This is a genomic window from Clostridium sp. DFI.5.61, assembly GCF_024462915.1.
In the GTDB taxonomy this organism is placed as follows: Bacteria; Bacillota; Clostridia; order Oscillospirales; family Oscillospiraceae; genus Lawsonibacter; species Lawsonibacter asaccharolyticus.
The window spans coordinates 1-18,797 of the sequence record NZ_JANGBZ010000027.1; the positions used below are offsets into that span (position 1 = coordinate 1).

Consider the following 18,797-nt stretch of genomic DNA (forward strand, 5'->3'; position numbering starts at 1 on the left):
CAAGGTCGTTGCCTCCGTTGAAGAATGCCATGACCCCGCCCACATTGGGCAGGTCAGTCTTTTTCTCTCTGTTCATGGGAGCGGCGGCGCGGGATGGGCGGCCAGAGCGCCGCCTCACGCCTCCCTTCGTATCTCCGGCTCCTCCGGGCCGCCCTTGCCCCGCTCCTCCCCATTCAGCTTTCCCTCCGCCCACAGGCAGAACAGGTCAAGGATCAGCGTCACCGCCAGCAGGAGGGCGGACACCCAGGCCACCGCTCCGCTGGTGTCCATCAGGGCGGACCAGTCCTGGAGCTCCACCAGATGCTTGTTGTAGAGGACCTGCAAAAACAGGGCCCCGGCGCAGGCCGCCATGCTGAGGAGACAGGCCAGCCCTGCCCGGTCCCCGCCCGGCTTTCTCCGGGAGAAATACACCGCTGGGATGCCCCAGGCGGTCAGGCCCAGCAGCAGGCTCCCCAAGTTCATCCATCCGTCCCCCACTTCATTCGTCCTTTCTGTGTCCTGGAGCTTTTGTCCTCCCATAGGTCTCCCCCAAAGGGGCGGCCGTTTCTTCGGGGCCCGTTTTTCTCCGCAGGGTCCAATTCCCCCATCGGGCCCTGTGCACCGCCCTCCGGCCTCTGTGTAGGGCGGGGCCTGCCCCTAGAATGACCCAGAAGGGTCCCGCCCGGTGGCTGTGGCGTGGAAGGAAGGCCCCTCATCCGTCACGGCATCCGCCGCGCCACCTTCCCCTCCCAGGGGGGAAGGCTTTGGACTGGGGACACGGCAGCGCCGCACCACCCTTCCCCCGAGGGACAACCTTGGGGGCAGTTTCCCAAAGTCATCCCTGCGGGATGCCTTCGGTCTTTGCGTAGGGGCGGGGCCTGCCCCTCCGTCCCATTGGACCGGTCCGGCGGAAGGCGCCCCCTCCGGTCAGCCGGCGTCTTCAAACTCCACCCGGATCACTTCCCCGTCCCGGAACTGGAGCACCATGACCTCCTCCCGGCCGCTGTTCTCCCGGCCCGCGCCGATGTAGTAGCCGTCCCGGTACATCCCCACCTCCGGGTCCTCCCGGGTATAGGGGTGCTCCCCCAGCAGGGCCTGCACCTCCGCCAGGTCCATGCCCTCCAGCCCGTCGTACTGCTCCAGTAGGCTGTCTACCAGCACGCCCCGGTCATCCAGCTCCTCCCACCGGGCCTGGGTGAAGGTCTCCGGCTCATAGACCGGCTGGGGCAGCATACGGCTCGCCCACAGCCACACCACCGCCGCCGCGGCCGCCAGTATGACCAGGACCACGGGGACGGTCAGCACTGCCGTCAGCCCCAGTTCCAGAGCCCGGCCCGCCGCCCTCTTCATTTCCGCTGCGTTCATCGCTGTGTTCCTCCTCTCTTTTTATGAGACCCGCCAACAGGCCAGGGGCTCTCCATGCACGAACAAATTTACATAACGCCATCCCACCTGGTGGAGCAGATCCGCATCCCGGACCACCAGGGTCTCTCCCGCCAGGCGGACCACCTGTTCTCTCCCGCCGCTTCCCACAAGCCCCGCTCCGGCGCAGGCGGCCGCCCCCAGCAGGGCTGCCGCACAGCCCAGGACGCACACCGCTGTCACCCAGTCTTTCCCCAGGCAGAGCGCCCCCAGGCCCCGGATGGTCCCTGCCAGCAGGAGGACCGCCAGCCCGCCCCCGGTCAGAGACAGGGCGGTCTGGACCCACCCCCGCCAGAAGAGCCCCCGTTCTTCCAGCAGGGCACCGCCCCCATACTGGAGGACCAGCACACAGCCCAGCGCCGCGGCCAGGATGGCCAGCCGCCTCTGCCCTGGGGCTCTCAGATACAGGCAGGCCCCCAGCGCCGTCAGGGACAGCACCCCCAGGGCCGCCCCCAGGCCGGAGGCGGTAAAAAAGCTGAGCCAGCTCACAGTGTCCATCCCCGTCACCTCCCGGGCCCCAGCTCCTCCCCCCGGAGGAGCCAGCTTTCATATCGGCAGACCCTGGGGCACTGATGGCTCCCCCGGTCGATTCCCCTGTACTCCGCCACCACAGCCTGTCCCTCCCACTCGCTGACTCGGTCATAATCCCGCAGGAAAAAGACGAACAGGAGAAGGAAGAGCGCCAGCCCCACCAGAGCCGCGCCGCCGGCCAGACCCAGGACGATCTCCGGCCAGCGCCCCCGGACCCGGGGGCGCTCCCCCAGTACCTGGAGCCCATACCAGATCCCCTGGAAGAGGAGGACGCACAGTACCAGCACCATCAGGTTTCGGACCCAGCACCGCCAGCCCAGGCCGGCCAGCGCCAGCAGGAAGCCGCCCCCGTACCGGACTGTCAGGACCGCCGCCGCCCCCGCCAGGGCCCGGACCATCCGCCGCCACTCCACTGTCTCAGTCCTCCCACACATAGACCTGCTCCCCGTGGACGAACCAGTTTACATAACGGTATCCAGTCTCCCGGAAAATGCCGCTGTACTCCGCCACCACGGTCTGCCCCTCCCACTCCCTGACCCGATCCCTCCACAGCCCCAGCATGGACAGCAGCCCAAGACAGGCCGCCAGCACAAGCACAGTCAGATAGGAGCAGATCCTGCCCAGGCTCTCTGCCCCCGGGAGCAGCGTATGCAGCTCCCGGGGCAGGAGGAGGGCCAGCGCAGCCGCGGCGATGGCAGCTGCCGCCACCAGTCCGCCGGACACCCACCGCCGCCAGCCCAGGCCCGCCGTCTCCAGCAGGGCGCCGCCCCCCAGCCAGACCGCCAGCAGGAGCAGGACGGCCCCGGCCAGAAGGGCCAGCCTTCGGCGCGCCCGGCCCCGCCCCAGAAACAGACACTGGCACAGCATGCACAGCTCCCCCGCCATGGTCAGGGGCATCAGGATCAAAAGCAGCATCACCACAGGCATGTGTTTCCTCCAGAGTTTACCATATTATAATTTATGTTACCTTAAAACGCACACCGGGCCGCGCCGTTGGAGCGGTCAGAACCGCATCTCAAAGCAGAACCACCCGGGCTCCAGCCTGCGCACAAAGCAGCGGTTGTCGCCCCCCGCCTCTCTCCAGAGCCAGCCGCCGTCCCAGGGCTCCCAGCCCGACAGCGCCGCCCCCTGGAAGCCTGTCAGGACGTCTGAGGGCACATGGCTGATCCCCCAATAGCTGGTGGAGGGGCCCACCCCCCAGCCTCCGCAGAGGAACTCCACGGTCTGGACCCGCCCCTCCCCCGCCGGGTAGAGGGTGACCTCCGTCACGCCCCGGGGCAGCTCCGCCGGCCCATTCCCCGCCAGCAGCTCCGCCGCCGCCCGGTCGAACTCCTCCCGCCCGGCCCGGAAGAGGGCCTCCGCCCGTTCCGCCGGAGGGTCCCCGGCGGCCAGGCCCACCAGGGCCAGGCAGAGCAGCGAGGCGGCCAGCAGAAAGGCCAGCGCCCTCTTTTCCCTCCGCTCCATCCCGCTCTCCCTCCTCAGGTGTCAAATTCCAGATAGGACAGGGTGGCGGCGGCGCTGTCGTACACCGCCAGGGTGTAGTTGAATGAGGACCGCTGGAACATGCTGCCCTCCCGGTCCTCCTGCCGGTCCAGCAGATACCACCATCCGTGCTCCGGCACCGTCCAGCCCGCCAGCTCCGCCGCCCCGCCCCGGTAGAGGAAGGACTCCATCTTGTCGTCCATGGGGAAGGGGTTCCACCTGCCCGAGGGATGGTGGGACACCGCCTCCTCCACCCGGGCCCCGTCCTCCGGGGAGAAGGTCAGCTCCGTGTGGAGCAGGCCGTCCCCGTGGAAGCCGCCGTGGTCGTCATAGGTGTCCGTTGTCTGGGCCGTGGGGAGCTCCAGCTCCAGCTCCCGGGCCACATAGTCCCCCGGGCCGGGCCTCCAGATGGCGCTCCACAGCATCAGAAGGACCAGCAGAATGGGCAGCGCCTTCATCGGTCTCCCTCCTCCGGCACGAATTCCAGAATATCCCCGGGCTGGCAGTCCAGGGCGGCACAGATGGCCTCCAGAGTGGAAAAGCGGATAGCCCTCGCCTTGTTGTTCTTCAGGATGGACAGGTTGGCCATGGTGATGTCCACTTTCTGGGCCAGCTCCCCCAGGGACATCTTGCGCCGGGCCATCATCACGTCCAGGTTGACTACGATCTTCATGCTCCGCCCCCTCAGATGGTCAGGTCCTGGTCCTCTTTCAGCTCCGCCGCCTGGCGGAACAGGGCAGACATCACCAGGAAAAGCAGGCCCGCCATCAGCGACACCGGAATGAACAAGGCTGTGAAGGTGAACAGCGGGGCTGCGCTCCTCAGCCGCAGGAACCACACCGCCATCCGCACTGCCGCCAGCAGGGCGATGCCCCAGCAGCTGGCCGCCGCCCGCTTCATGGACCGGGCATTGGACCGCTGAAAGGGAGTCTGGACGATGATCGTGGACAGGATGCACCGGGCCTGCCACAGGAGCACGGCGGTACAGATGCCGCAGCCCAGGAAAAAGGCCGCGCTCCACCACACCTCCGGCCCGTACCCCGACCAGTCGCCTCCCAGCATGGCCAGGGGCCGCACCACCAGGATCTCCCATGCGGGCACACCAGCCCCCAGCAGGGAGCGCATGGTCCCCATCAGGGAGCTGATGCTGGGGTGTCCCATCCCCATCCCCTCATAGGCCATCATGGTATAGCCCGGCACCAGAGGCAGGACCAGCAGATTGAAGACAAATACCGCCAGCACCATCCCATACAGGACCTTGGCCATGCGGACGACCACGTTGTGTTCCATGAGCGCGGCTCCCTCCTTTGTAATTGCCCATATCCTACCACCTCAAAACACGATTGTCAATATATTTTTATTGTTTTTCGATAAATCCAAAGGGAAAAGAAACCTCCGGACGGGGGAGTCCGGAGACGCATCCCTTAAAAAACCGCTCTCTCTTTCTCTCACCAGCGCACGCGGCGCCGCACTGACTGTTCCTATTACAGAGATAACTGTTTCTTTTCCATTACTATCTCTGTTACTGTTACGGGGCCCTATTTGCACGGGATCGTACAACCAGAGCCCCCCGCCGCGCCGGGGTGAGGGGGCCGTCATCCCGCCAGTGCCCCGCCATAGCGCCGCAGCTCCTTCCGCCGCTGCCGCCAGTCCGGCATCAGCCGGTCCATCAGCCCGTAAAAGCCCGGCCCGTGGTCCGGGTGGACAAAGTGGACCAGCTCATGGAGGGCCACATAGTCCCGCAGGGTCTCCGGGCAGCGGGCCAGGGCGGTGTTCAGGGTGATGTAGCCCTGCCGCCAGTGGCAGTTGCCCCACTGGCTCTTCATACGGCGCAGCCTCAGCTCCGGCCAGGCCACCCCAAGGGGCTGCACCAGAGGATAGACCCGGTCCAGCGCCTCCCCCAGCAGCCGCAGGCACTCCCGCCGGGCGGGCTCCGGCGGCAGCTCCGGCCCCGGGGCCCACTGCCGCTCCAGCGCCTGGATGATCCACCGGCATTTGGCCCGGACCATGGCGTCCGCCTCCTCTGCCGGGCAGCCCAGCGGCATCGACAGGCTCACCTGACCGTTCCGGACCCGGAGGTTGAGGTTTTTCACCCGCTTTCGGGTGAGCAGATAGGAGATGGGCCCCGCCGGAGTGTCTGTGATCCGCAGCTGCTCCATCCTGTTCCGCCCCCTCTCTGTACCCAGTCTTTCCATGGAGGATAACAGAATTTTGGAGAAAATGCAAGGGCGGTGAGTGCCCCCAGCTCCGCCCGGTGTGCTCCCCCCATACCGCTCTCCCGGCGGCCGGTTCGGGTCGTACAACGGCGCCCCTCTCCTCAGCCCCTGCGCAGGGCGGCATATGCCGTGCCGGATGAGGGGGGCAATCGCTCCAGAAGGCCGGGCGGGTCTGGGCCTCGCCCCTGCACAGGGGCCGGGAGGGGTGCGCACCATACAGGGCCCGAAGCCACGGCACACGGCCCGTGGGCCGGCATTTCTCCCCAAACAAAGGCCGCGGGCGGCCTGACAGCCGCCCGCTTCTCCCATTTTATTTTCCCTGCTGGGCCCGCCAGAGGGCCTGGACCTGCGCCGTTCCCGCCGTGTACCATCCGGGCTCCTCCGCCGTCTCCACGGTTCCCGGCTCCGGCACCACGCTGCTCAGCACACCGGCGCCGCCGCCGCTGCCGTCCGGGGCTTTCAGCCCTTCAAACCAGCCGTAGTCCTCCGGGGTGCCCCCCACCAGGAAATAGTGGAGCACCCCCTCCCCGTCGGTGTAGGTGTGGACGTAGGGGGTGTCCTCGTCCACCAGATCGGTGATATCGGTCCGCTCGCCGCCGGCCACGAACCACAGCCGTCCCGCTTCCAGAGAGACCACCAGCGGCTCCCCCTCTTCTCCCTTCCCGTCCGACATGGTGACGGACCCATAGCCCTCTCCGATGGTCACCTGGCCTCCGGAGGCCATCTGATAGATCCTCTCTCCCCAGGTCCAGGCCACCAGGCCCAGGCAGGCCGCCGCGGCCACGGCCGCGATCACGGCCCGGCGGAGCTTCCGTCTTCTCCGTCCGGCCACCTGTCCCAGCACCCGCTGGCGCACCCGCTCCCCATCCACCAGTCCCGGCTGGGGGACAGGCTCACTCTCCTGATCCTGATACTCGTTCATCAGGCTTGAGATCTTCAGCTTCTTCAACACAAAACCCCGCTTTCCGCAAATGTTCCTTCAGCTTCTCCCGGCCCCGGCGGAGCCGGGTCTTGGCGGTGGACGGGTTGAGCCCCATCTCCTCCGCCGCCCGGGCCACCGTCTGGCCGTAGTAGTAGTGCCGGACGAAGAGCTCCCGGTCCGGCCTCTCCAGCTCTCCCAGGGCCCGCCGGACCAGCTCCGCCTGCTCCCGCTCCTCCAGCAGGCGCTGGGGGCCGTCCTCCGCCAGACAGAGCACGTCCTCCTCCAGCGCCAGGACCTCCCGGCTGGCCCGCAGGCGGTTCAGCGCCCGGTTCCGGGCCACCTTTCCCAGCCAGCCCCGGATCTGCTCCGGGCGCAGCGCCTTCCGGTGCTCCCAGGCCGACAGGAACACGTCCGCTGTCAGCTCCTCCCAGTCCTGGGGCCGGCCGGGCAGCACCCGGGCGGCCACCGCGGCCACATAGGGGGTATAGCGGCTCATCAGCTCCTCCAGCCCCCGGGGGTCCCCCCGGCGCAGGGCCCGCCACATCTCCTGTTCCTGAATGGGTGTCACATCCTTTCCCTGAAACGCGTTTCACCCCTATAAACACAGAAGACGGGCTTTTGGTTTCAATTTGCGGCGTATTTGTCTGAATCTTGCCTACCAGCGGTCGTCCACCTTCTCCGCGCAGCCCAGAAGCTCCTTCAGCCGGACCGCCGTGCCGTCGTCCAGCACCGCGGTGCCGGTGAAGCTGCCGAATACCTGGTGCTGGCCGGACCGCACCACGCCGGCACTGGGGCAGGCCGCCCGGTCCAGGATGGGGCGGAACTTCATCCGAAAGCGCCGGTCGTCGCTGTCGAAGGTCCAGGGGGCCAGGTAGTGCTCCCGTCCGTTCTTCCGTGGGATATGGAAGGTCACCTGGGAGAGCTTGTGGAGTTTCCCGCCATAAAACAGGGCGTTCTCCGTGGCGGCGGAGGTGTCCCCGAAGCCGTATCCGATGTTGAAGCCGAATGGGACCCCGTCCACCATGCCGGAGGCGGAGCCCCAGTACCAGGTGCCGCGGCAGGTCCACACCCCTCTGCCCCAGTCCAGCACCGCGAAGGAGTCCTCCGGGTCAAAGACATACTCCCGGTCCCCCAGAGTGACCTTTCCCTGGGCCCGCATGCAGTTGATCTTCTGGTTGAAATAGAACTGCCCCGGCTTTTCAAAGGGCGTGCACATCACGATGGACTCCTCCGGCTCCTGGGTGAGCAGGATCTGGGCGTCCAGCGCCTGCCCGTCCCGGAAGCGGTCCATATGGGCGTGGAGGGTGCGCCCCTCTCCCTCATGCTGGAACAGCAGGCCGTAGCCCCGCCCGGCCCTGGCGCAGCTGCCCCGGAGAGAGCTCTGGGGCAGCCCTGTCCCGCCCAGAGGCATGAGCCGCATGGGGCTGCGGGTCACCTGCCATCCCTCCCAGAGGTCGATCAGGGAGATGGAGTCCATCCCCATGTAGCGGTTGTCCGAAATGGTGAGGGCCAGGGCGCACTGGCGGTTCATCACCAGATAGCAGTCCCTCTCCTTCAGACGGAGAGGGCCGCCCCTCACCCTGGAGCGGTCGTACACAGGCAGCAGCCTCCGGGCCCACCCCGGCTGGGTCAGCTCCCCCTGCTCGTCCAGCAGCGGGATGGCCTGTGTGATCTCATGCTGCATCAGTCGTGCCTCCTTTCCGCCGGAGTCCCGCCGGCGTTCCACAGGGCTATTTTACCATCGATCTCAGGGAAAAGAAAGGGCCAACGGGGGCCGCACATCCGTGCGGCCCCCGTTGGAGACTCTCGAAAAAGGCACAAGTGCCTTTTTCGAGAAGAGGGCTGCATGGCGTGTGGGACTCGATTTCATGCGAAATAGTCGCCCCACCCGCCATGAGAAGTGTCATTTCCGAGGCTCATGTCCTCGGAAATGACGGATTTTGATTTCATTCCGTCGCCTGCAGGCGACGGAACTCTGCGAGGCTTCACGTGGGGGAAGTTTTTCGATAAGCTGAGCGCGCGGGCCAGAAGGTCCGCGCGCTCAGCTTATTTTCCCGTTACAGCAGGCCGATCCGGCCCAGCGGCCACAGCACCGCCACCGCCTGTCCCAGGATATAGTCCTCATCAATGGCGCCCAGCCACTCGTGCCGGCTGTCGGTGGAGCCGTTGCGGTTGTCTCCCATGACGAAAATGGAGTCCTCCGGCACCTCGAAGTGGGTCTCCTGCATGTGGCTGGAGGAGGGCCACAGCATCTCCTCCAGAATATAGGGCTCGTCCAGCACCTGTCCGTCCACCGCCACTGTGCCCGCGTCGTAGTCGATGTCCACCGTCTGTCCCTCCAGGGCGATGACCCGCTTGACGATGGCCTCCCCCTCCAGGAAGTCGGCAGTGGTCTTGTTCAGCACCACGATGTCCCCCTGCTCCGGCTCATAGCCCAGGGACCACACCGCCAGCAGCTCTCCGTCCGCCAGGGTGTCATCCATGGAGTGGCCCACCACCCGGGTGATGCGCCCCAGGAAGGTGAACACCAGTACGATGCACACGATGGCAGTTACCAGGGTCTGGAGCCAGTAAAACAGCTCCTCCTGGGGCAGCTTCTCCTGCTCCTCCGCCCCCTCCTGAGGGGGCTGCTGGGGCGCTCCGGCCCGGGCCTCAAATTCTTCCGACATTGGCAAGCTCCTCCCGCTCCGACGGGCGGAGCGCACTGTGTTGATCGGTCTCTTATTATACCGGCTCCCGGCCGGGATTGCAAGGGAAATTCCCGTCACAGCAGCCGGAGGCGGTCCAGGGGCCAGATCACCGCCACCGCCCGGCCCAGCAGGCAGTCCCGGTGCACGCTGCCCACCCCGCTGTGCCGGCTGTCGGTGGAGCCGTTGCGGTTGTCCCCCAGCAGGAACAGGGAATCCGCCTCCACCTGGAACCGCGTCCCCTGCATCTCCGGCTTTTGGGGCAGGGCCATGGGCTCCAGAAGGTAGGGCTCCGCCAGGGCCTGTCCGTCCACCAGTACCCGGCCCTCCCCGTAGTCCAGCTCCACCGTCTGCCCCGCCAGAGCCACGGCCCGCTTGACGACGGCCTCCCCCTCCAGGGGTTCCGCCGTGGTCTTGCTGGCGATGACGATATCCCCGGCCCTGGGCTCATAGCCCATGGACCAGACCAGCAGCAGCTCTCCATGGGCCAGGGTGGGGTCCATGGAGCGGCCGTCCACCCGGACTACCCGGCCCACAAAGGTGAACAGCAGCACCATACATACAACAGCCGTCATCAGGGTCTGGAGCCACTCGAACAGCCCCCTTCCCGGCTCCTTCTCCGCCATTGCTCCCCTCATGCGCCTCCTCCCCTCAGGGCGGTGCGGGTCACCCCGGGCCTGCCCTCCAGGTAGTTTCCCTCCCGCTCCTGGCAGGTGAACAGCAGGATCTGCCGCTCCCGGCCCAGCTCCGCCAGGGCGTCCAGGGCCAGAGCCATCCGCCGGTCGTCAAAGGTGACCAGCGCGTCGTCCAGCACCAGGGGGGCAGGGTCCTCCCCGGGCAGACAGAGCTGGCACACCGCCAGCCGCACCGCCAGATACAGCTGGTCCACTGTCCCTCGGGACAGTGCCAGGGACCGCCGGGGCAGCACGCTGTCCCGCTCCAGGGCGGCCGCCTCCAGTTCCCGGGTGAGGGAGACGGCAGCGTACTTTCCCCCCGTCAGGCGGGCCATCCACTCCCCCGCCCGCCGGTTCAGCTCTGGGGAGAAGCGCTCCTGGAGCTGGGTGTTGGCCCGCTTCAGGGCATCCAGGGCGATGCTGATGGCCTCATACTCCGTCTTCCGCCGGTCCAGCTCCCCCTGGAGCTCCTCCCGGCGGGCGGCCAGGGCAGCGGGGTCACCCACCGCCCGCTGCTCCCCCAGGGCCATGCTCCTCAGCCGCTCCACCCGCTCCAGGGCGGCGGTGACGGCCGCCAGCTGCTCCTCCGTCTCCTCCGGGGGGCGCTCCGGCCGCGTCAGGCCCTCCGGCATGGCCTCCAGGGCCTGCCCGCCCTGGGCCGCCAGCTCGTCAAACAGCCTTCTGGCCCCCTCCAGCCTGGTCCGGGCCAGACCCTGCCGCTCCTCCAGGTTCAGGGCCCGGGAGAGGGCGGCGGAGCAGCCAAACAGGTCGGACACCTCCGGGGCAAAGGCGTGGACAAAGGAGAGCAGATCGACCCGGCTGTTCTCCCGCCGGGCTTTCCGGTCCGCCAGTGTCTCCCGCACCACCTTCGCCTGTCGGGAGGCCTCCTGGGCTGTTTCGTCCCGGCGGCGGTAGTCCTCCGCCAGGGCGGCGATCTCCTCCCCGCTGCCCGCCCTATACCGGGCCAGCACCTGGTCCGCCTGGGCGGAGGCCCGCCCCGCCCGGCGCAGGGCCAGGACTGCGGCCAGGGCCAGCGCCCCGCAGCAGGCCGCGCCGCCCAGGAGCCAGGGCAGGAAGCTGCCGTCCAGTACGGCGCCCAGGGCTGCGGACAGGACCAGCAGCGCCAGGCCTACACTCAGAAGGAGGGGAAAGCGGCGCTTCTCCCTACGGGCGCGCTCCAGTGCCTCCCGCCAGAGGGCCCCGTCGGCGGCCGCCCGGCTGACGGCCTCCTCCCCGCTCATCCCGTTGAAGCGGTCGTCCAGAGCCTCCCGCCGGGCCTGCTCATAGGCCTCCTCGGCCTCCCGCAGCGCCCCCTCACCCTGGCGTATCTCCTCCTCCAGCACCTTCAGGTATTGCAGCTCTCCCTGGGCCCGCTTCAGCTCCTCCCGCTCCGGCAGGGCGCCGTACCGGGCCTGCTCCCGTTCCAAAGCGTCAGCCTGCCGCCGGGCAGCCTCCAAATCCTGCCGTGCCTGGGTGTACCGGCGGTCCAGCTCCAGGGCATCCAGCCTGCGGTGGGTCCGCCGCTCCGCCTCCAGGACAGTCTTCCTGCCCTCCAGCTCCGCCTTCTCCCCCTCCAGGCGGGACAGGGTCCGGTTGGCCTCCTCCAGCCGGGAGAGCACCGCCCCGGTCTCGGCCAGCTCCCCCTCCAGTCTGGGGATCAGGCCCACGCTCTTGTTCACCTTCCTCCGGTTCAGCCACTCCCGCAGCTGCCCCTCCGCCTGGGAAAAGGACACGTCCTCCTCCCCGGAGGAAACCAGGGCGGCGATGCGCCGCTCCAGCTCCGGCACGGAGGTGACGGCCAGGGAGCCCCCCTGGCCCACGAAAGCGGAGCGTTCAAAGACCTCCTGCCCCACCCCCAGCAGGAGCTGGCCGCAGGTGTCGCCGGTCAGGCCGGACACCGGCTCCTCGGTACCGGTGTAGACGGCGGAGAATGCCCCAAAGGGGCTGTTCCCCTGACGCCCCCGGCGCAGGGTGATGTCCCGCCCGTGCCAGGTGAGGACCAGCTCCCCCTCCATGGGGGCCCCGGACCAGGGCTGGTAGCGGTTCTTGTCCGCCAGATAGCCCTTCCGGTCCCTGTCCCGGGTATCGATGCCGTAGAGCATGGCCTTCAAAAAGCCCGCCCAGGTGGATTTTCCCCCCTCGTTGGGGGCCTGGATCACATTCAGTCCGGGGCCCAGCTCCAGCCGCGCCCCCTCCAGCCCCCCGAAGGAGGCTGTCATGCGTTTGATCTTCACAGTGCCACGTCCTCCCCATGCTCCAAAGCGGCCAGTCCGAACCGGACCGCCAGCTGCACCGCCTCATTCTCCGGCTCCGCCTGACAGCGCCCCTCCATCTCCCGGAGGAACAGGCCGGTGAGGGTGTCCTCCCCCCTCCGCTCCCACAGGGCCCGGGCCGCCCGGGTATGGTCCCGCAGGGTCAGGCCCCAGAACCTGGGGGAGAGCTCCCGCTCCAGCTCCCCCAGATCCAGCCCCTCCAGTCCCCGCTCCCCGGTGAGGAGGAGGCGGTAGATGTCCTCCCCCGTCTGTGTGGGCAGCGCGGCCAGCACGGCGGCGGCGGGGTCCGCCTGCCCCGTCAGGTCCACGGACAGGATCTGATACCTCCGGCGGCACAGGGGGACGAATTCCGCCTCTGTCCGCCCCTTCTCCACCTCCAGCCAGAGCACGCCCTTTTCTCCCAGCTCGTCAAAGCCACGCCCCTCGGGGCAGCCGGGGTAAGCCCAGAAAGTCTCCCCTGCCCGGCGCAGGCCGCTGTACTGGTGGACATGGCCCAGGGCCAGGTAGTCCAGCCCGCTGGCGGCGATGTCCTCCTCCGAGATGGGGCCGTAGTCCCCCTGGGCGGCCACCTCCCCGTGGAGGACGGCCAGCTGGACCCCCTCCGCCGGGGCATGAAAGCCCCGCAGGGGGGAGGTGCTCTGCCGGGGGGCGCAGAAGGCCGCTCCCCACACCGTACAGCCCAGCTCCGGCAGCCGCACCGCCCCCAGCTCCGGGCCGGTGAACAGGTGGACGTTCCCCGGCCACTCCAGCGCGGCATAGGGGGACTGGGGACCGTACCAGTCGTGGTTGCCCGGGGCCAGGAATACGGGGCAGGGGATCTCTCCCAGGGCCCGGGCCAGGGCCTGGACGGTCTCCCGGAACACTAGGTCCCCGTCCAGCAGGTCCCCGGAGAGGAGCACCAGGTCGGCCTCCCGCTCCCGGGCCAGATCGGTCAGCCGGGCCAGCAGCTCCCGCTGCTCGTCCCGCCGCCGGGCGGCCGCATCAGGCTTCAGGCCGGAAAAGGGGCTGTCCAGATGGAAGTCAGCCCCGTGGAGCACTTTCAGCATGGTTCCATTCCTTTCTTGGTCGTTCAAAATGGGCCGGTCCGCCGGCATCACTCCCAGAGGTCCGCCCGGCGCACCTCCACGCACCGCTTCTTCTCCGTGTCGATGGTGAAGCGGCAGGCCTCCAGCTTGCAGGGGCCCTCCGCCTCCTCATACCGGCGGGGCAGCCCGCCCAGGAACAGGTTCATGGAGTGCTCCGGCCGGATGCCCAGCACCGAGCGGTAGGGGCCCGTCATGCCCAGGTCGGTGACGAACCCCGTCCCCTTGGGCAGCAGCTGGCAGTCCGCGGTGGGCACGTGGGTGTGGGTGCCCCACACCGCCTGAGCCCGGCCATCCAGATACCAGGCCATAGCCCCCTTCTCACTGGTGGCCTCCGCGTGGAAGTCCACCAGCACCACGTCGCAGGGGGCGCCGCGGAGCAGCCGGTCCGCCGCCTGGAAGGGGCTGTCCAGGTTGGAGTTGAGCTCCAGCCGCCCCATCAGGTTCAGCACGCCGATGCGCACCCCCGCCGGTCCCCGGAATACACCGAAGCCCCGGCCCGGCACCCGGCCGGCGTAGTTGGCCGGCCGGAGGATATGGCCGTCGCTGTCCAGGAAGTCCGCGATCTGAAGGCGGTTCCAGGTGTGGTTGCCCAGGGTGATCACGTCCGCCCCGGCCTCCAGGATGCCCCGGGCCTGCCGGGGGGTTATGCCCACCCCGGAGGCGTTCTCCCCGTTGACCACGGTGAAGTGGATGTCCTCCCGCTCCTGGATCTCCCTCAGGCGGCGGGACAGGATATCCTGTCCCCCCTCGCCCACCACGTCTCCCACCGCCAATATGTGAAGCAGCATGTTCGTCTCCTCCCTGGAGCGCAGCTCCGCCGCCCGGCGGCCCGCCTCCCTCCCCTTTCCGGGGCACTGTTTTTCCTATTATACGGCATGTTGCCCCAAAGCGCAAACATCTGTTTGGCCGCGGCACCTTTTCCGGCCTCCCCCCTCCGAGCGCCGCCTCTGTACACAAAGCGCCCCCGCCGGACTTTTCTGCCCGGCGGGGGCGCTGTCTCTTATTTAGAGCTGCCGTCTCAGATGGACAGCGCCGCATCCAGGGCGTCTCCGGTGGCCCGGACGGCATTTCCAGGGGCGCTGGCCGCCTCGCCCACCACCAGGACCTGGGGCACAAAAGCGGCGATACGCTCCCTCAGCTCCTCCCGGCTGCGGGTCCCCATGGCCAGCACCACGCTGTCATATCCCCGAAGGGAGCCCTCTGTCCCGTCGGCCAGGACATAATCCACCCCGTCGGGGTAGAACCGCTCCACCCGGGCGCCGGTGCGCACCAGCACCTGGGATTCCCGGAGGTTTTTCAACAGACAGCGGCGGTGCTCCGGCCGCACATCAGAGGCAATGTCCTCTTTCATCTCCACCACCGCCACCCGGTGGCCCCGCTCCCCCAGGAACTCGGCGGCCTCACAGCCGATCATGCCGCCGCCCACCACCAGGACCCCGGCGCCCACCACTGCCCTGCCCTCCAGCATGTCCTGGGCGGTGACGAAGCCGCAGCTGTCCAGTCCGGGGATGGGCGGGATCAGCGGCCCGGAGCCGGTGGCCAGGATGGCAGCGTCGGGGGCCAGCTGCCGCAGTAGCTCGGGTGTGGCCCGGGTGCCGTTCCGGATCTCCACTCCGGCCTGCTGGCAGCGGACGATCATGGACCGCACCGCTGCGGAGATCTGCCCCTTTCCGGTGGGAAAGGAGGCGATGCGCAGGGTGCCGCCCAGCTGCTCCCCCTGCTCCAGAAGCACCGCCTGGTGCCCCCGCCGGGCGCAGGCCCAGGCGGCGTACAGTCCCCCGGGACCGCCGCCCACTACGGCCACCCGCTTTTTCTGCCCTGCCGGGCCCCACTCCAGCTCCCGGCCCACCAGCGGGTTGACCGCGCAGGTGATGGGCCTGCCGGAGAGCATGTTGGGCACGCAGCCCAACAGACAGCCGATGCAGGGGGCCAGGGTCTCCAGCTGCCCGTCCCTGGCCCGGTTGGGCAGCTCCGGATCGGCAATGCTCTGCCGCCCGAAGGCGATCAGGTCGGCCCGCCCCTGCCGGACCAGCAGCTCGGCGTACTGGGGCTCGGTGAAGCGGCCCACCGCGATGACGGGCACCGTCACCGCCCGCTTGATCTCCTCCACCAGCGGGGCGCTGAAGCCCCCGTGGAACTGTCCCGGCGCCCACATGAACTCGTCCCGCAGGTGGACCGCCCGGGAGACATGGATGGCATCCACACCGCACTCCTGCTCCAGATAGGCGGCCACCGCGGCGGCGTCCTGGACGCTCTGACCGCCGTCCAGCTCGTCGCTGGCGTTGATGCGGCAGAGGATGGGCATGATCCCGCCCGTCTTGCGCCGGATGTTCTCCACGATCAGCCGGGGCAGGCGGAGCCGGTTCTCGAAGCAGCCGCCGAACTCGTCGGTGCGGTGATTGGTGCGCTCAGACAGGAAGGTGCTCACCAGATAGCCGTGGGCACAGTGGACCTCCACCATGTCCAGCCCCGCCAGCTGGGCCCGGCGGGCGGCGTCCCCATAGCACTCGATCAGGCGGTAGACCTCGTCCCTGGGCATCTCCCGGGGGATCTCCCGCCCGCAGGCGGCGGGGACAGGGCTGGCCGCCTTCAGGGGGTGGCCGGTGAGGGCAGAACTGCCCTCCGGCCCCGCGTGCTGGAGCTGGACGGATACCTTAGCCCCATAGCTGTGGCAGGCCTCCGCCACCCGGCGGAAGCTGTCGATGGTGTGGTCGGCAAAGAGACAGGCCTTCCGCGGACCGCCCTTGGCCTGCTCATAGACCACAGCGGACTCGATGGTGATCAGCCCGAAGCCCCCCCTGGCCCGGGCGGCGTAGTAAGCCAGGGACCGCTGGCTGAGGCACCCGTCCGGGTCGGAGAAGTTATTGGCCATGGGGGGCACCACGAACCGGTTGGGCACCGTCACGCTGCCGATCTGAATGGGCGAAAACATGGTGGGGAATCTCATCGTTCAGCCCTCCTCTGCTGCGGCCGCCTGACGGCGGCTCAGGATAGAGACAAAGCTCACCCTGCGGTCCATCCACCCGCCGATGAGTCCGATGCACTTGCCCATGGTGAAGGCCGCCAGCACCGTGCCCACACCCAGCCCCATGATCCGGCCCAGGCCAAAAAAGGTAAGGACCGCCGTCGTCAGCAGGCAGATCACGTCAAAGGAGATCTTGATCCGGGAGTAGGCCGTGCCGGTGATCTCCGCCAGCTCCCGGGGAAACAGGTCGGTGGGGATAATGGGCATTCTGCAGCGGTTGGACAGGGCGATGCCGAAACAGATGACCAGGTAGCTGATGCAGAAGTACAGCACCCGCAGAGGCAGGGTCTGGGGCAGCCAGCTGATCCAGAGCTCGTGGAAGTCGATCATGATGCCGAAGAAGAAGCCCACCACAAAGCTGAACAGGTACTCCGGCACGAACCGCTTCCGCAGGACCATCAGGCTCAGCACCAGCAGCCCCTGGAAGATATAGGTCCAGGTCCCCATGGAGACCCGGGGAAAAAGCTCAGAAAATGCATAGGGCACGCTGGAAATGGCGGAGATCCCTGAGCCCGAGCGGAGCATCAGCACCACGCCAAAGCTGTTGATCACCACCGCCAGCAAAAGGGCCAGCTCCCCCCGGAGCACCGTCTGTCTCTCTTCCATCATTGTCATCCTCCCGCGCCGGAGCGCATGTTTTTCTTACCTACAATGTAGCGCAGGGCGGGAAAATAAACAAATCAATTCTTTTTATCAAAAAATAGATTTTTTCTATAAAATATGGTACACTGGCCCAAAGGAGGGGTCCTTTGTGAATCTGTCACATCTGCGCTACTTTGTGGAGCTGGCCCACACCCGCCACTACACCCGGGCGGCGGAGCACCTGTTCATCACTCAGCCCAGCCTGAGCCACGCCATCGGCCAGCTGGAGTCGGAGCTGGGGGTCCCCCTTTTCGAGCGCAGCGGCCGCAACACCACTCTCACCCGGCTGGGGGAGGAGTTTCTGGTGTGCGCGGAGCGCACCCTCTCCACCTTGGACTCCGGGGTGGAGTCCCTGCGGCGCAGCGCCCAGGGGGAGGGGCTGATCCGCCTGGGGCTGGTGCGCCCCCTGGGGGTGGACTTCATACCCGACCTGGCCGCCCGCTTCCTGGCGGAGAATCCAGGGAAAGAGATCCACTTCACCTTCGGCACCGGGGTCACTCAGCAGCTGCTGGACGGCCTTCTGGCGCGGCGCTACGACCTGGTCTTTTCCTCTATGCCTCCGGCGGAGCTGGGGCTGAGTGCCCGGCCGGTGGTCCGTCAGGACCTGGTGCTGGTGGTGCCCCCGGACCACCCTCTGGCCGGGCGGAAGTCCATCGATCTGGAGGAGACCCTGTCCTACCCCTACGTCTCCTTCTCCAGGGGCTCCGGGATGCGGGACACGGTGGACGCCCTGTTCGGCCAGCTCCAGGCCCGCCCCCGCATCTCCTGCGAGACGGAGGAGATGGAGGTGGTGGCCGGTCTGGCCGCCCGGGGCTTCGGCATCGCGGTGGTCCCCCGGATGGACCTGCTGGACCAGCTGCCCCTGAAAGTCATCTCCATCGCCCGCCCCGCCTGGGAGAGGAGCATCTACATGGTCAGCGACGAGCGGATCTACCTCTCTCCTGTGGTCCGCAACTTCCAGCGGTTCGTGCTGGAGCAGCAGGGCGGGGAGACGGAGACCGTGCAGAAATGCTGATCGACAGTCTACACGGCCGCCCCCGCCAAAACGAGGCCAGCCGCGCTCCCTTTCTCCTCATATCCCGGCGGCCAGCCGGATCACGCCGATGGTCAGCAGGTGAGCCGGGTAAAAGGCGTAAAAGAACCATTTGGGGACCCTGATCCCCGTCCGGGCGGGGAGGAAGATGAAGGGAGCCGCCAACAGGGCAAAGGCGGTCCAGTCCACCGCGTGCCCTGCCGCCAGCAGGGCACGGGGGTCCTCCGGGCTCCCGCTCCACAGGGCGGGCAGCCAGAACAGGATATAGAGCCCCGCCCCCAGCCCCGGCCGCTCCCGGCACAGGAAGAAGATCAGCATCAGCAGGATGCCGTTGCCGGAGTAATCAAAATTGAAGAGGCTGACGCACAGAAATGCTGCGGCAAAGAGCCACCACCGCCGCGTCTGGAAGCCCCACATGGCCAGCAGACTGAGGAACAGAGTGAAGAAGATGTTCCAGTTCATCCACTCCGTCTGCCAGTCCCAGGGGTGGGTGGCCAGGATGTAACAGGGCTGGGAGATGAGAGCAAAGAGGCCCAGCCGGCCCAGATATCGCTTGATATCCCGGGTGTAGAGCAGCCCCACCGTCATGCAGTAGCAGAAGATGGGGAAGGCCAGCCGCCCCACCCAGCGAAAGGCGGGGTGCTCTGGAAAAAACACGGCCCCTATGTGGTCCAGCAGCATGGACAGGATGGCGATCAGCTTCAAAAAATCGGTGTCCAGGTTGGTGCGCAGCCGCGGGGCCGGCTGACGCCGCGCTGTCCTTTGGTCCATTTCTCTTCCTCCCCCCGCTCCGGCGCCCAATGCCGGAGCGTCTTTTGTAGGTCCA

At 67.7% G+C, this 18,797-nt stretch carries 22 protein-coding genes; 1 reads left to right on the forward strand and 21 read right to left on the reverse strand.

The genetic code is table 11. From position 1 onward, the window contains the following. Positions 1 to 114: 114 nt before the first annotated feature. The 20 genes from NE584_RS12370 to NE584_RS12470 form a co-directional block, all read right to left on the reverse strand. Positions 115 to 519 carry a hypothetical protein gene (locus tag NE584_RS12370; protein ID WP_256182953.1) on the reverse strand — a complete coding sequence of 135 codons (405 nt, stop codon included), beginning with the start codon at positions 517 to 519 and terminating at the stop codon, positions 115 to 117. 387 nt (positions 520 to 906) lie between these two features. Beyond that, positions 907 to 1,344, reverse strand: a complete 438-nt coding sequence (locus NE584_RS12375) for a hypothetical protein (RefSeq protein WP_108981435.1) — start codon at positions 1,342 to 1,344, stop codon at positions 907 to 909. Between the two features lie 21 nt (positions 1,345 to 1,365). After that, the gene (locus NE584_RS12380) at positions 1,366 to 1,899 is read right to left on the reverse strand and encodes a hypothetical protein (protein ID WP_050624507.1); all 534 of its coding nucleotides are present in this window, start codon (positions 1,897 to 1,899) and stop codon (positions 1,366 to 1,368) included. 5 nt (positions 1,900 to 1,904) lie between these two features. Then, entirely contained in the window at positions 1,905 to 2,366 is a 462-nt protein-coding gene (locus tag NE584_RS12385) for a hypothetical protein (protein ID WP_256182954.1), read from the reverse strand. Beyond that, a complete protein-coding gene (locus tag NE584_RS12390) occupies positions 2,350 to 2,859 on the reverse strand; it encodes a hypothetical protein (protein WP_256182955.1) in 510 nt (169 codons plus the stop codon). The genes NE584_RS12385 and NE584_RS12390 overlap by 17 nt, the downstream gene beginning before the upstream one ends. 75 nt (positions 2,860 to 2,934) lie before the next feature. Beyond that, positions 2,935 to 3,396: a hypothetical protein gene (locus NE584_RS12395; protein ID WP_256182956.1), complete on the reverse strand. Its 462-nt coding sequence runs from the start codon at positions 3,394 to 3,396 to the stop codon at positions 2,935 to 2,937. Between the two features lie 14 nt (positions 3,397 to 3,410). Next, positions 3,411 to 3,872, reverse strand: coding sequence for a hypothetical protein (locus NE584_RS12400; RefSeq protein WP_256182957.1), 462 nt, complete (start codon positions 3,870 to 3,872; stop codon positions 3,411 to 3,413). Then, a complete protein-coding gene (locus NE584_RS12405; protein ID WP_050624502.1) occupies positions 3,869 to 4,087 on the reverse strand; it encodes a helix-turn-helix transcriptional regulator in 219 nt (72 codons plus the stop codon). Before NE584_RS12405 ends, NE584_RS12400 begins: the two co-directional genes overlap by 4 nt. A gap of 11 nt (positions 4,088 to 4,098) precedes the next feature. Next, positions 4,099 to 4,704, reverse strand: a complete 606-nt coding sequence (locus NE584_RS12410) for a DUF2975 domain-containing protein (RefSeq protein ID WP_050624501.1) — start codon at positions 4,702 to 4,704, stop codon at positions 4,099 to 4,101. A gap of 305 nt (positions 4,705 to 5,009) precedes the next feature. Then, complete coding sequence (locus NE584_RS12415; protein ID WP_157954772.1) at positions 5,010 to 5,573, reverse strand: M48 family metallopeptidase; 564 nt, start codon at positions 5,571 to 5,573, stop codon at positions 5,010 to 5,012. 367 nt (positions 5,574 to 5,940) lie between these two features. Further along, positions 5,941 to 6,579 (reverse strand): hypothetical protein, encoded by a 639-nt coding sequence (locus NE584_RS12420; protein WP_133248321.1) that lies wholly within the window; start codon positions 6,577 to 6,579, stop codon positions 5,941 to 5,943. Beyond that, positions 6,524 to 7,120 (reverse strand): RNA polymerase sigma factor, encoded by a 597-nt coding sequence (locus NE584_RS12425; protein WP_256182958.1) that lies wholly within the window; start codon positions 7,118 to 7,120, stop codon positions 6,524 to 6,526. Before NE584_RS12425 ends, NE584_RS12420 begins: the two co-directional genes overlap by 56 nt. Positions 7,121 to 7,207: 87 nt before the next feature. Then, complete coding sequence (locus NE584_RS12430) at positions 7,208 to 8,236, reverse strand: DUF2804 domain-containing protein (RefSeq protein ID WP_256182959.1); 1,029 nt, start codon at positions 8,234 to 8,236, stop codon at positions 7,208 to 7,210. A 373-nt stretch (positions 8,237 to 8,609) separates the two neighbouring features. After that, positions 8,610 to 9,221 (reverse strand): signal peptidase I, encoded by a 612-nt coding sequence (gene lepB / locus NE584_RS12435; protein ID WP_050623308.1) that lies wholly within the window; start codon positions 9,219 to 9,221, stop codon positions 8,610 to 8,612. 95 nt (positions 9,222 to 9,316) lie between these two features. Further along, a complete protein-coding gene (gene lepB / locus NE584_RS12440; protein WP_256182961.1) occupies positions 9,317 to 9,877 on the reverse strand; it encodes a signal peptidase I in 561 nt (186 codons plus the stop codon). Beyond that, positions 9,874 to 12,147, reverse strand: a complete 2,274-nt coding sequence (locus tag NE584_RS19705) for an AAA family ATPase (RefSeq protein ID WP_337541298.1) — start codon at positions 12,145 to 12,147, stop codon at positions 9,874 to 9,876. The genes lepB (NE584_RS12440) and NE584_RS19705 overlap by 4 nt, the downstream gene beginning before the upstream one ends. Further along, positions 12,144 to 13,232, reverse strand: a complete 1,089-nt coding sequence (locus NE584_RS12455) for a DNA repair exonuclease (RefSeq protein ID WP_256182962.1) — start codon at positions 13,230 to 13,232, stop codon at positions 12,144 to 12,146. Before NE584_RS12455 ends, NE584_RS19705 begins: the two co-directional genes overlap by 4 nt. Positions 13,233 to 13,279: 47 nt before the next feature. Then, on the reverse strand, positions 13,280 to 14,059 hold the full coding sequence (locus tag NE584_RS12460; protein WP_108980371.1) for a TIGR00282 family metallophosphoesterase: 780 nt from the start codon (positions 14,057 to 14,059) through the stop codon (positions 13,280 to 13,282). A gap of 230 nt (positions 14,060 to 14,289) precedes the next feature. Next, on the reverse strand, positions 14,290 to 16,218 hold the full coding sequence (locus NE584_RS12465) for an FAD-dependent oxidoreductase (protein WP_256182963.1): 1,929 nt from the start codon (positions 16,216 to 16,218) through the stop codon (positions 14,290 to 14,292). Positions 16,219 to 16,221: 3 nt separating this feature from the next. Beyond that, on the reverse strand, positions 16,222 to 16,905 hold the full coding sequence (locus NE584_RS12470; RefSeq protein ID WP_336454702.1) for a DUF6198 family protein: 684 nt from the start codon (positions 16,903 to 16,905) through the stop codon (positions 16,222 to 16,224). A gap of 142 nt (positions 16,906 to 17,047) precedes the next feature. On the opposite strand from NE584_RS12470, the gene NE584_RS12475 reads away from it, so the two are divergent. Continuing rightward, positions 17,048 to 17,953, forward strand: a complete 906-nt coding sequence (locus tag NE584_RS12475; RefSeq protein ID WP_050623302.1) for a LysR family transcriptional regulator — start codon at positions 17,048 to 17,050, stop codon at positions 17,951 to 17,953. Positions 17,954 to 18,010: 57 nt separating this feature from the next. Here the strand turns inward: NE584_RS12475 and NE584_RS12480 are convergent, their stop codons facing one another. Continuing rightward, a complete protein-coding gene (locus NE584_RS12480) occupies positions 18,011 to 18,742 on the reverse strand; it encodes a TraX family protein (protein WP_108980369.1) in 732 nt (243 codons plus the stop codon). Positions 18,743 to 18,797: the final 55 nt, after the last annotated feature.